A 12,104-nucleotide genomic window follows, 5' to 3' on the forward strand; every position below is an offset into this window, starting at 1 on the left:
GGCAGGAACACCGTCCGGTCGGGCCGGAAAACCCTCGAACGGGTCGCCGGTCTCATTCGAACGCATCCGCGCCAAGTGCCTCGGCGGGTGCACGAAAACGCTCGATCAGGGCACGCGCCAGAATGCCCATGCGGCTGCCATTCGACCCCTTGACCATGATCACGTCGCCACCGCGCAGGCGCTCGGCCACCAGCGGCTGGAGAGCGGCCGCATCCGGCGCCCAGGCGCCGCGCCGCGTGGCGGGCAGCGCCTCCCACAGCGCGCGCATCAGCGGCCCCGCGCAGAACACGAGATCGGCGGCAGCGGCCGCCCCGGCGAGGTCCCGGTGCATCGCCGCGCCCTCCGGGCCCAGTTCCAGCATGTCCCCCAGCACGGCGAGCCGGCGCCCGCGCCCGGTCAGCGGCGTTCCCCCGAGCACGGCGAGCGCGGCGCGCATCGAGGCCGGGTTGGCGTTGTAGCTCTCGTCGATCAGCGTGGCGATGCCGCCCTTGACGGCGAGAGGCGTGCGCACGCCCCGCCCGGGCGGCGGACCCATCGAGGCGAGCGCCAGCGCCGCCAGGCACAGATCCGCCCCCACCAGCTTGGCGCTGGCCAGCACCGCCAGCATGTTCTGCACGATATGGCGGCCGGGCAGGCCCACCTTGAAGCTCACCGTCTCGCCCATGATGTCGGCGATGACAGTGGAACTCTGCGCCTGCAGGGCGACGCTGACGAGGCGCGCATCGGACCCCGATGCCTCGCCGAAGCCGATGATCGTAGCGACACCCGCCGCCCGCGCCGCGCCGGCCAGCCGCTCGAAATGGGGATTGTCGCGGTTGATCACCGCCGCCCCGCCCGGCACCAGCCCGCTGAAGATCTCCGCCTTGGCGTCGGCGATCGCCTCGACGCTGGCGAACTGGGCGATGTGCACCGGCTCCACGGTGGTGACGATCGCCACATGCGGGCGCACCATGTCCACCAGCGGGGTGATCTCGCCCGCATGGTTCATGCCCAGCTCGAACACGCCATAGGCGCTGCCGGCCGGCATCCGCGCCAGAGAGAGCGGCACGCCCCAGTGATTGTTGTAGGAGGCCGCCGAGGCATGCGTCGGCCCGTCGGCCCGCAACCCAAGCGCCAGCGCCTCCTTGGTCGTGGTCTTGCCGACCGAGCCGGTGACGCCGATGATCTTCGCCGGCGTGCGCGCTCGCGCCGCGCGGCCCACCGCTTCCAGCGCCCCGAGCACATGGTCGACGGCGAGGAGCGGCGCGCCGGCCGGCATCGCGCTCACCCGGCCGCGCTCCACCACGCTCAGCGCGGCTCCGCGTTCGCTCGCTCGGCCGACATAGGCATGGCCGTCGCTGTTCTCGCCGCGAATGGCGAAGAAGGCCTCGCCCGGCGCCAGCGTGCGGGTGTCGATCGACACGCCGGTCACGGCCGGCGCCGTCGTGCCGAGCAGGGTGCCGCCGGTGGCCGCGGCCAGGGCCCCCGGCGTCCAGAGCAACTCGGTATTGATGCCCATCGCGGTCATCCTTTCACGTTCGCGGCCGCCAGCGTCTCGATCGCCGCATCGCGATCGGAGAAGGGCAGCGTCCGGTCGCCGATGATTTGGCCGGTTTCGTGACCCTTGCCGGCGATCAGCACGACATCCCCCGCCTTCGCCATGGCGATAGCGGCCTGGATCGCCTCGGCCCGGTCGCCGATCTCGATGGCGCCCGGCGCGCTGGCCAGGATCGCCGCGCGGATCGAGGCGGGATCCTCGCCGCGCGGATTGTCGTCGGTGACGATCGCGACATCCGCCCTCTCCGTGGCAATGGCGCCCATGATCGGGCGCTTGCCCCGGTCGCGATCGCCGCCGCAGCCGAACACCACGATCAGCCGGCCGCGCGCATAGGGCCGCAGCGCGTCCAGCGCATTGGCGAGGGCGTCGGGCTTGTGCGCATAGTCCACGAACACACCGGCTCCATCCGCTGCGCCGGAGCCCTTGGTGCCGACCAGCTCCAGCCGGCCCGGCACGCCCTCCAGCGTTTCCAGCGCGGCCAGAGTGTCGCGGACGCCGGCGCCCGTCAGCATGGCGAGGCCGGCGGCGATCAGCGCGTTGGAGGCCTGGAAGGCGCCGACCAGCGGCAGCTTGAGCCCATGGCGCGCGCCCTCCACCTCCACCTCGAGGAGCTGGCCGAGGCCCTCATTCACCCGACTCAGGAGAGAAATTCCGGCCCCGGCGGCGCCGATGCCCATCAGGTGCAACTCATGATCGGCCGCCACCTGCGCCACCCGGCCGCCCTCGGGAGTGTCCACCCACACCGCCGCCCCGCCACCGCGCGGGACGAGGTCGCGGAAGAGCCGGAGCTTGGCCTCGAGATAGGCTTCCATCGAGGGATGATAATCGAGATGATCGCGCGAGAGATTGGTGAAGGCCCCCGCCTGCAGGCGCACGCCGTCCAGCCGGTGCTGGTCCAGCCCGTGCGAGGAGGCCTCCAGGCACAGATGCGTCACGCCCTCGCGGGCCAGCGCATCGAGCGTGCGGTGCAGTTCGATCGGATCGGGCGTGGTCAGCGCGCCATAGACCGCGCCGGACGGCGCCACCACGCCCAGCGTGCCGAGGCTCGCGCTGGCATGGCCAAGGCCCGCCCAGATCTGCCGGGTGAACGCGGCCACCGAGGTCTTGCCCGATGTGCCGGTGACGGCGGCGATGGTCGGCGGCTGGCGGGGAAAGGCCTGCGCGGCGGCCAGCGCCACGGCGCGGCGGGCATTGCCGACCCGCACATAGGAAATGCCGGGCTCGATGCCCTCCGGCATTTCCGCCTCGGCCACCACGGCGACGGCGCCGCGGGCAATGGCGTCGCGCGCGAAGGCCATGCCATCCGCCCGCGCGCCGGCCAGCGCGAAGAACACGTCGCCCGCCCGCGCCCGGCGGCTGTCGAGCACCGGCTCCGCGACCGCGAGCGAGGGGTTGGCGGCGGCATAGTCGGCATCCTCGCCGACCAGCTCACGCAAGGTGAGCGAACGCGCGCAATCGACCGTGGGATGGATCGGCTCAGACATGACGCGCACCTTCGGATCGTCCTGCATGTCCTTGCGGGCGGCCCGCGCGGCCAGAGTCCGCACTGCCCGTCCTTGTTTCGGCATAGCCGATTCCACGGGATTTCCGCATCGGAAAACGGCCGCCCCGAGCTTACGGCGCCTGCGCCAGCGTGTAGTTGGTGAGCAGGCTCTCCACCGGAGGACCCTTGCGCGGCATGATGCCAAGGAGCGGCGCGATGCGGGAAATGATCTTGCCCGTGGCCGGACCCGAGTTCCAGCCCGCAGTAGCGAAACCGTAGGTGCCGGGCACCGCCTGTGGCTCGTCGAGCATGACCAGCACGAGATAGTGCGGGTCGTCCATCGGGAACACGCCGGTGAAGGTGGTCAGCAGCTTGGTCTTGGAATAGCGCCCGTTCACCACCTTCTCGGCCGTGCCGGTCTTGCCCCCGGCATAATAGCCGGCCGCCTGCTCGTTCATCTTGGAGGCCGAACCCTTCTCGGCATTGAGCCGCAGCAGGTAGCGCATCTTCGCGCTGGTATCCGGCTTGATGATGCGGGTGGCCAGCGCGCGCGCTTCCTCCGGCGTACGCTTGAGGAAGGTGGGGGGAATGAGATAGCCCCCGTTCATCAGCGCGTTGACCGCCATGACCGCCTGCAGCGGTGCCACCGCCAGTCCATGGCCGAAGGCGATGGTGGCGGTGTTGAGCTCGCCCCAGTTCCGGGGCACCAGCGGCATGGCGCTCTCGGGCAGTTCGGTGCGCAGGCGGGTGAGCTGGCCGGCCTTGGCGAGGAAGGCCTTGTGCGCGTCGACGCCGAGTGTGAGCGCCATCTTGGCGGTGCCGATATTGGACGAGAAGAGGAACACCTCGGGCACGGTCAGCACCCGGTTTTCCGCGTGATAGTCGTGAATGCGGAACTTGCCGAACTGCAGCGGCGCGCGCGCGTCCAGCATGGAGTTGATGTTGAAGCGCCCGCTGTCCAGCGCCATGGCGAAGGTGAGCGCCTTGAAGGTCGACCCCATCTCGAACACGCCGGTGGTCAGGCGGTTGAGGGTCTTGGGGTCCAGCGACTTCGCCTGATCATTGGCGTCGAAATCGGGCAGCGAGACCATGGCGATGATCTCGCCGGTGCGCACGTCCACCACGGTGCCGGCGGCGGCGATCGCCTTGAACTTCTCCTTCGCGGTCGCCAGCTCGTCGCGCAGCACGTGCTGCACGCGCAGGTCCATCGCGAGTTCGACCGGCTCCTGCTGGCGATCCGTGGCGAAGCCCGCCAGGTGCAGTTCCGCGAGGCCGCGCGTGTCGATCCACTTCTCGATGCCGGCAATGCCCTGATTGTCGGTATTGGTCGAGCCGAGCACATGCGCGCCCAGCGTGCCGCCGGGATAGACGCGGCGGTTCTCGGTCATGAAGCCGATGCCGGGCAGGCCGAGATTATAGATCTCGCGCTGCTGCTGCGGGGTGATCTCGCGCTTCAGCCAGACGAAGCCGCGATTGCTGCCGAGCCGCTGGCGCAATTCATCGACATTGAGGTCCGGCATGACGGCGGTCAGCGCTTCCACCGCCTCGTCCGCGTCGATGATGCGCTTGGGCTCGCCGAACAGCGAGGACGACTTCACGTCGGTTGCCAGCACGAGCCCGTTACGGTCGAGAATATCGGGACGCGCCGAGGCGACGGCGTCCGAGGCGACGCTGCGCCGGGCGAGCGCCCCCTCCGGCGCCGAGGCGTAGAGGGCTAGCCGGCCGGCAATGGCGAGATAGACGCCGCAGAAGACGATCATGCACAGCAGGATGCGCGCGCGCGCCACCGCATGCGGTTCCGGCCGCCCGCGCCCCGCCGCCATTTTCACCACGGCAATGAGCGCCCGCAGGAGACGAAGCGACAGGCTCGCCAGCCCGCGCCCGACGGCGCCGAACAGCGACCGCAGGCGGGAACCGGGTGTGGAGAGGAACGCAGCCATCGGACAACCTCCTGGGACTAGCGGCCGTCGCCGCGGCGCGGGGCGTAGGGATCGGCGGCGACCGGATCGAGGTCGCCGACCGTGCCCTGCGGTCCGGTGAAGCGGGAACGGGCCGGCGCCATATTGCCGGCCGCCGGAATGGCCGAGAGCGGCAGCGTCTCGGCCGCTGTGGCGGGATCGGGCGGCAGGCCATCACCCGGCAGGCGGGCGGCGGCGACGGTCTTCGCATTGGGTTTGGGCGTCGCCGGCTTGGCCGCGGTCGGCGCGGGCGGATGCTCGGCCGGGTTGCTGCTTGGCCCATCGACAAGCGCCTCGATCATGCCGGCCAGCGGATCGCCATTGGCATCCGCTTTGGCCGGCAGGCTGGCCAATTGGTCCATGCGGTTGATATCGAGCGGCTGCATGTCGAGATGGTTCTCGGCGAGTTCCTGAATGCGGCCCGGTGCCGTGCGCCGCGCCCATTCGGCATTGAGCAGGGCGATACGGTCTTTTTCGCTGCGGATCTCGTCGCGCAGCTTGGCGATCTTCTGCGCCTCGAAGGCCGCCGAATATTTCACCTGGTAGACCACGCCCGCCGCGAGCAGCAGCGCGACGACCGAGACGGCATTGAGTACGCGAAACATGTCTCGACCTCAGCGGCGGCGGCTGGCATCCAGGGAAGGAAGAGGCGGCAGGAAGGACGAAAGATCGCCGCCCGCATGGGCAGGAGCCTCGGTGCGCTCGGCGGCGCGCAGCTTGGCGGAGCGTGCGCGGGGATTGCTCGCCAGCTCCGCCGCGCCCGCCTCGACCGCGCCGCGCGCCACGAGGCGGAAGCTGGTCGGGACCGCGTCGACACTCGGCAGGTGGCGCGAGCCGCCCGCCGCCTTGGCGCGGTTGGCGATGAAGTTCTTCACGATGCGGTCTTCCAGCGAATGGAAGGTGACGACGACCAGCCGCCCGCCCGGTTTCAGCACGCGCTCGGAGGCTTCCAGCGCGCGGGCGAGTTCACCCAGTTCGTCATTGACCGCGATCCGCAGCGCCTGAAAGGTGCGCGTCGAGGGATGCGGTTCGTGCGGCTTGGCCCAGATCACCTTGGCGACGATGTCGGCGAGTTGCAGCGTGCGCTCGATCGGGGCGCTCGCCCGCGCCTCGACGATCGCGCGCGCCACGGCGCGAGACCGCCGCTCCTCGCCGAAGCGGTAGAGGAGGTTGGCAAGGTCGGTTTCCGAGAGCTTGGCCACGAGATCGGCCGCCGAGGGCCCCTCGCTCGACATGCGCATGTCGAGCGGCCCGTCGCGGCGGAAGGAGAAGCCGCGCTCGCCTTCATCGATCTGCATGGAGGAGACGCCGATATCCAGCACGACGCCGTCGACACGCTCTAGCCCCTGCCCGGCCACCACGGCGTCGAGCGCGCTGAAGCGCTCATGCACCAGGCTCAGCCGGCCGGCGCTTTCCGCCACCAAGGCCTGCCCGTCGGCAATGGCGTTGGGATCGCGGTCGATGGCGATGACGCGCGTATCGGCCGCCGCGAGGATGGCCCGCGTATAGCCGCCGGCCCCGAAGGTGCCGTCGACATAGACGCCGCCGTCGCGCGGGGCGAGATGGGCGATCACCTCATCGATGAGAACAGGCAGATGGCGGGCCGGTCCGCCGGCAACGTCCGTCTCCGAACCGCCGCGACCCGCCATCATGCCCCATCGCCGCGGGAATCCCGCGTCGCCCCCTGAGAACCGATTTCCTGCTTCAAGGCACGCACCTTCGCCCTGGCCTCTGCGAGATGCGCCCGGAAGCGGTTCGGCTCCCAGATCCGAAAGGAATCGCCGACGCCGACCAGCGTCGCCTCGTCCCTGATCTGCGCGTGCGTCTTCAGCCCCTCGCTCAGCATCACCCGGCCCTCCGGATCGAGACGCAGCGTCTCGATCGATCCATAGAGCGCCGCGGCCAGCTCCTCGCGGGCCTCCGAATAGGGCGGATAGCGCTCGATCAGACTGTCGATCCCCGCCATCAGCCGCGCGCCACCCGCCTGAAGCACCGGCAGGTCGAGCGCGGGATGGCAATAGACATGCTCCAGCCCGTCGCGCGCGATCAGCGCCCGGAACGGCGCGGGTATCGACATGCGTCCCTTGGAATCGAGCCGCATCGCATAGGTCGATACGAATCGCTCCATCCGCCCGATAAGCCCCCGACATTCCACGCAAGACGACACGCATCCCGGCAGACGCACGCAGCGCCGCGTTCGGTGCCGTGGAGGCACCGCCGACCTTGCTGACTTGGAACTGCAACGGGATGATGTGGGATACCATGGGTATTTATGGGCGTCAATGAAAAGGCCGGACGGACCCACAGGCCGAGGCGAGGCTCGGCGCACTGATTCCGCCACGGCGGGCGAGTGCCGATTAACGCGTCATGAACCTTAAGAATCAGTTGAATCGGATGCGGACGGCGGTTAGCTGGCCTTCATGACCGACGCTTTCGCCCCCGCTCCGCTCTTCCCCGCCGATTCGGCTCTCGTCGCGCAGGTGCTGCCCTCGCCGAACCATGGCGAGCGCGTGGGCGTTGGCGCGCCGGACATTCTGCTGCTGCACTACACCGGCATGGAATCGACTGAACAAGCGGTGGAATGGCTGCGCGCGCCGGAGCGGCAGGTCTCGGCTCACTATGTCGTGTTCGAGGACGGGCGGATCGCCCAGCTGGTGCCGGAAGCGCGCCGCGCCTGGCACGCCGGCGCCTCCTTCTGGGCGGGCGCGCGCGATATCAATTCGCGCTCGATCGGCATCGAGATCGCCAATCCCGGCCATGATTTCGGCTATCCGCCCTTCCCCGCCATCCAGATCGAGGCGGTAACGGCGCTGGCCAAGGACATTCTCTCCCGCCATCCCATTCCGCCCGACCGCGTGCTCGCCCATTCCGATGTCGCGCCCACGCGCAAGGCCGATCCGGGCGAGAAATTTCCCTGGGAGGCGCTGCACCGTTTCGGCGTCGGCCATCTCGTCGAGGAGACGCCGCCCAGCGACGGGCGCTTCTTCATGCGCGGCGAGCACGGCCAGCCGATCGAGGCGCTGCAGGCCATGCTGGCGCTCTATGGCTACGACGTGCCGGTCTCGGGCACCTATTGCGCGCAGACGGAAGCCGTGGTGCGCGCCTTCCAGCGCCATTTCCGCCGCGCGCGTGTCGACGGCATCGCCGATGTCTCGACCCTTCAGACGCTGTATCGCCTGTCCGCCGCCCGCCCGGCGACCGAGGACTGACGCCGGCCGCCCTTCCGTTCAGGGCCCCGGATACAACCTGCGCACGGAGACACCGCCCGAGGGATAAACGTTGCGGTTGCGCCACACTGTTGCGCATCGGCCGCGCGACAATCATGCGCAGGATGCGTATTACCACGCAACCGCACAAATCGAGCCTCATTCGGAACAGATTTGGTAGCGCTTTTCGCGCCATCGCAATCAGCCCGAAAAGGCTCTCGTCTGTAATGGTTCATTTCCGCGTACTCTGTGCTTCACTCGTATTCTCGATCACTGCGATTTCCGGCATCAATATCGCCAGCGCGAAGCCGAATATCGCGCGGACAGCGCAAGTCGACGCCAGCCCCGCCGATGATCAACTCAGCAACTCAGGCAATCTCGGTACACTTGTGGATCGCGAGGCACGCGCCAATGGCGTGCCGATCGCGCTGGCCCGCGCGGTGGTGCGCATCGAGAGCAACTGGAACACCCGCATGACCGGCCGCGCCGGCGAGGTCGGGCTCATGCAGATCAAGCCGCAGACCGCCCGCGGCGTCGGCTATGACGGCTCGCGCGCCGCGCTTTACGAGCCTGCCACCAATATCCGCTACGGCATGCGCTATCTCGCCGGGGCCTATCGTCTGGCCGGCGGCGACACCTGCGGCACCGTCATGCGCTACCAGGGCGGCCACGGCGCCACCCGCATGTCCTCCGCCGCCCGCGCCTATTGCAGCAAGGCGCGCGTCATCATGGCCTCCAACTGAACGAGCTTCGCGCGCGAGGACGGGGGCGCCCAGGTTTCGCATACGCCCCCGCCCTCGCGCGCGATCCCAACGTCGCGTCGCCCCCGCTCCGTCGTCACCGGCAGCATCCGGGCTTGACGCGGGGCCCCGCCTCGCCCATTGCTCCCCACGCCAGCCGGCCGGACGGCCGCGTCATCGCAAGATGCCGAGGAAAGTCCGGGCTCCACAGAGACACGGTGCCGGATAACGTCCGGCGGGGGCGACCCCAGGGAAAGTGCCACAGAAATCAGACCGCCACGGGTTCGCCCGCGGCAAGGGTGAAACGGTGCGGTAAGAGCGCACCGCGCGTCCGGCAACGGAGGCGGCAGGGCAAACCCCACCGGGAGCAAAGTCGTATAGGGGTGGCGCGAAGCTTCGTGCTTCAGGTCCTGTCTTTGGACAGCCGCCCGGGTTGACTGCTCGAGGCGCCGGGCAACCGGCGTCCCAGAGGAATGGCCGTCACGTGGGAGAAATCCCGCCATACAAAACCCGGCTTACAGGCCGGCTGGCACCCTTCCCTCGGCCCCCGGCGCGCCGAGTGCCGAGGGCGGAGGCGGTTGCCGCCGCATCTTGGCGCGTGCCATGGCTGGCGCTCCACGCCCCGGGACAGGAGCCCATCATGCCCATCCGCATCATCCTCGCCGGCGCCACCGGCTGGGTCGGCCGCGCGCTGGTTCCCGCGATCACCCAGGCGGGCGACCTCGAACTCGTCGCCGGCATCTCTCGCAATCACGCGGGAACCGATCTCGGCGTGGCGCTGGGCGGCCGCCCCTCCGGCGTGCCGGTCTTCGCCCGCGTTGAGGAGGCGCTGGGGGCACCGGCGGATGTGCTGATCGACTACACGAAGCCCGGCGTGGTGAAGGCCAACGCCATCGCCGCGCTCCGGGCGGGGCTCCACGTGGTCATCGGCACGTCCGGCCTCGGCGCGGACGATTATGCCGAACTCGACGAGCTGGCACGCGAGGCCGGCAAGGGCGTGCTCGCCGCCGGCAATTTCTCCATCACCGCGACCCTGCTGAAGCGCTTCACGCTGGAAGCGGCGAAATATGTCGCCGATGTCGAGATCCTCGACTACGCGTCGGCGACCAAGCCGGACGCGCCCTCCGGCACCGGGCGTGAGATCGCCGAGGCGCTCGCCGGCATCCGCCAGCCTGCCACAAGCCTCCCCCTTGGCGAGGTGGTCGGCGTGCCGCAAACACGCGGCGGCACGCTTGGCGAGGGCGAACGCGAGGTGCGCGTGCACGCGGTGCGTTTGCCCTCCTTCGTGCTGGCGGTGGAAAGCGTGTTCGGCGCGCCGGACGAGCGGCTCACCATCCGCCACGATGCCGGCGCCTCGGCCGCGCCCTATGTCGCCGGCACGCTGCTGGCGACGCGCAAGGTGAGCGGATGGATCGGCTTGCGGCGCGGGCTGGATACGCTGCTGGACTGAGCGAGAGCGCCTTCGCGCGACGGACATGCCGGTCGCACGGGCCCGCGCGGCGGGAGAGATGCCCAGAGCCTTCTGGGCGGACTTAGCGTGCCGTGGCCAGGCTCGCGCTCAGTCCTCGCCATCCCTGGCCTGCGGCGCGGGAATGGGGCTGGCGAATTGCCGCTCGCCCGTGAAGGCCCGCACATTGCCGGTCGAGCCGGTCGGCGTCGGGTCGAGCCCCAGCCATTTGGCCAGCGGAATGCCGGCCGGCGGCAGCGGCACGCCCGGCGGACGCGCCCGCGTCGCCGGTGCCGAAGCGGGAGCCGGCGGCGGGGAATAGACCGGCGCGGGGTAGGACGGCGCCGCCGCCGGCTGCGCCGGGTAGTTCGGAGCCGGATTCGGTGCCGGATAGCCCTGCGCGGGATAGCCCTGCGCCGGATACCCACCCGTGGGATAGCCGCCGGCGGGATAACCTTGCGGCGGGCCCGATGGCGCGGGATAGGCCGGCACCGCCGCGCGGTAGTTCGGATCGACGCCATGTCCATAGGCCGGCACTGTCGATGCCGCGGGATAGGGGGTCAGCGGCATCGGCTCGCCCACCGCGCCGGCCTGCGCTGGAGAGCCGGAGGCCGGATAGGCGGATGTGGGATAGGTGGGTGTGGGATAGGCTGGCATGGCCGCGCGCACCGGAGTTGACGCGGCGCGGACCGGCACCGGCGCGGCCGACGCCGGCAGGGCGCGGGTGGCTTCCGGAGCATAACCTTCATCCGCCTGCCGCTCCGGTTCGCCTTCCGCGCCCGGCGGCACGCCATAGGCGCCGGCCATCGGCGCGCTGCGCAGCGGCGCACCCATATAGGGCGGCGCCTTGAACACCGGCAGGTTCGGCGGGGCGGGCGGCGTCACGTTGGGATTGCACGAGATGCGGCCGGAACGGCGCATCAGATCCACGTGGATATGGTCGTAATGATAGATGTTGTAGCCCGGCCCCAGCGTCGTGGTGAAGCGCGTGCAGCCGCTCGCCTGCACGGTGCGCAGGAAGCCCTGCTCATCCGGGCGGCCCTTCCACCCGGTCTTCACCAACACCTCGCGCCCATCGGCCAGCACGAAGCCGCCAATGTCGAGCGCATTGCCGAAAGCATGTTCGGAAATCTTGCCCTGGGGCCCGCCATTCATGTTGCGGCAGGAATAGGAGGACATCTGCTTCACTTTCGCCACCGGCTGGCCGAACCAGGCCATGGCGGCGGGCTGGATGTCCTCGACCATCCAGCGGTCGACCGAGGCGATCATCGGGCAGGCGAGCGTCGCCTTTGGCGCCACCTCGATCGTGCCCTGCTCGAAGGCCAGCACGCGGAACGGATGGTCCATTCCGCAACTGCCGGCACCGTCGATCTCGCGCTCGGGGATGGTGTAGGCGGAGGGCTTGACCAGTCCCTCCGCCAGGCACCGTTCTTCAGCTTCCGTGCGCCAGGGTTCGCGCTGTTGCAGCCCGAACTTGCAGCCGGAGAGCCCCAAAAGGACGAGCGGGGCTACGAAAAACCAGGATACGCCGCGCGTCATGGCGGCAAGCTAAGGCGAAGGTGGTTGACAGCGGGTTAAGCGAAACCGCCGCATAAAATAAAACGGCCGAAGGAGCCCTCCGGCCGTTCACGGCAATCCCCCCGCCGATTTCAATGCCCGAGGTTTTTGACGATGTCCTCGACCATTTTCTTGGCGTCGGCGAAGAGCATCATGGTGTTGTCGCGGAAGAAGAG

At 69.6% G+C, this 12,104-nt stretch carries 11 protein-coding genes and 1 other RNA gene; 4 read left to right on the top strand and 8 right to left on the bottom strand.

Translation table 11 applies throughout. The features are described 5' to 3' along the window. Window positions 1–52: 52 nt before the first annotated feature. The 6 genes from FHS55_RS15405 to FHS55_RS15430 form a co-directional block, all read right to left on the bottom strand. Window positions 53–1,507 carry a UDP-N-acetylmuramoylalanyl-D-glutamyl-2,6-diaminopimelate--D-alanyl-D-alanine ligase gene (locus tag FHS55_RS15405; RefSeq protein ID WP_183190644.1) on the bottom strand — a complete coding sequence of 485 codons (1,455 nt, stop codon included), beginning with the start codon at window positions 1,505–1,507 and terminating at the stop codon, window positions 53–55. Next, on the bottom strand, window positions 1,504–3,021 hold the full coding sequence (locus FHS55_RS15410; protein ID WP_183190684.1) for a UDP-N-acetylmuramoyl-L-alanyl-D-glutamate--2,6-diaminopimelate ligase: 1,518 nt from the start codon (window positions 3,019–3,021) through the stop codon (window positions 1,504–1,506). Before FHS55_RS15410 ends, FHS55_RS15405 begins: the two co-directional genes overlap by 4 nt. 130 nt (window positions 3,022–3,151) lie before the next feature. After that, window positions 3,152–4,960 carry a peptidoglycan D,D-transpeptidase FtsI family protein gene (locus tag FHS55_RS15415; RefSeq protein WP_183190645.1) on the bottom strand — a complete coding sequence of 603 codons (1,809 nt, stop codon included), beginning with the start codon at window positions 4,958–4,960 and terminating at the stop codon, window positions 3,152–3,154. Window positions 4,961–4,977: 17 nt separating this feature from the next. Further along, window positions 4,978–5,583, bottom strand: coding sequence for a cell division protein FtsL (ftsL, locus tag FHS55_RS15420; RefSeq protein WP_183190646.1), 606 nt, complete (start codon window positions 5,581–5,583; stop codon window positions 4,978–4,980). 9 nt (window positions 5,584–5,592) lie between these two features. Beyond that, window positions 5,593–6,630: a 16S rRNA (cytosine(1402)-N(4))-methyltransferase RsmH gene (gene rsmH, locus FHS55_RS15425; RefSeq protein WP_183190647.1), complete on the bottom strand. Its 1,038-nt coding sequence runs from the start codon at window positions 6,628–6,630 to the stop codon at window positions 5,593–5,595. Further along, window positions 6,627–7,106, bottom strand: a complete 480-nt coding sequence (locus tag FHS55_RS15430) for a division/cell wall cluster transcriptional repressor MraZ (protein WP_183190648.1) — start codon at window positions 7,104–7,106, stop codon at window positions 6,627–6,629. The genes rsmH and FHS55_RS15430 overlap by 4 nt, the downstream gene beginning before the upstream one ends. 292 nt (window positions 7,107–7,398) lie before the next feature. Here FHS55_RS15430 and FHS55_RS15435 point away from each other — a divergent pair, with 292 nt between their 5' ends. From FHS55_RS15435 to dapB, 4 genes are all read left to right on the top strand, one after another. Further along, window positions 7,399–8,187, top strand: coding sequence for an N-acetylmuramoyl-L-alanine amidase (locus FHS55_RS15435; protein WP_183190649.1), 789 nt, complete (start codon window positions 7,399–7,401; stop codon window positions 8,185–8,187). Window positions 8,188–8,573: 386 nt separating this feature from the next. After that, complete coding sequence (locus tag FHS55_RS15440) at window positions 8,574–8,927, top strand: lytic transglycosylase domain-containing protein (protein WP_343056170.1); 354 nt, start codon at window positions 8,574–8,576, stop codon at window positions 8,925–8,927. 150 nt (window positions 8,928–9,077) lie between these two features. Beyond that, window positions 9,078–9,458: RNase P RNA component class A (rnpB, locus tag FHS55_RS15445), an RNA gene on the top strand. A gap of 106 nt (window positions 9,459–9,564) precedes the next feature. Next, window positions 9,565–10,374: a 4-hydroxy-tetrahydrodipicolinate reductase gene (gene dapB, locus FHS55_RS15450; protein WP_183190650.1), complete on the top strand. Its 810-nt coding sequence runs from the start codon at window positions 9,565–9,567 to the stop codon at window positions 10,372–10,374. A gap of 108 nt (window positions 10,375–10,482) precedes the next feature. Here the strand turns inward: dapB and FHS55_RS15455 are convergent, their stop codons facing one another. Both FHS55_RS15455 and FHS55_RS15460 read right to left on the bottom strand, forming a co-directional pair. Next, window positions 10,483–11,910: an extensin family protein gene (locus tag FHS55_RS15455; protein WP_183190651.1), complete on the bottom strand. Its 1,428-nt coding sequence runs from the start codon at window positions 11,908–11,910 to the stop codon at window positions 10,483–10,485. A 110-nt stretch (window positions 11,911–12,020) separates the two neighbouring features. Next, on the bottom strand, window positions 12,021–12,104 hold an 84-nt coding region (locus FHS55_RS15460), incomplete at its 5' end, for an NAD(P)(+) transhydrogenase (Re/Si-specific) subunit beta (protein WP_183190686.1).

Origin of the sequence: Ancylobacter tetraedralis (genome assembly GCF_014195655.1) — a bacterium.
GTDB lineage: Bacteria > Pseudomonadota > Alphaproteobacteria > Rhizobiales > Xanthobacteraceae > Ancylobacter > Ancylobacter tetraedralis.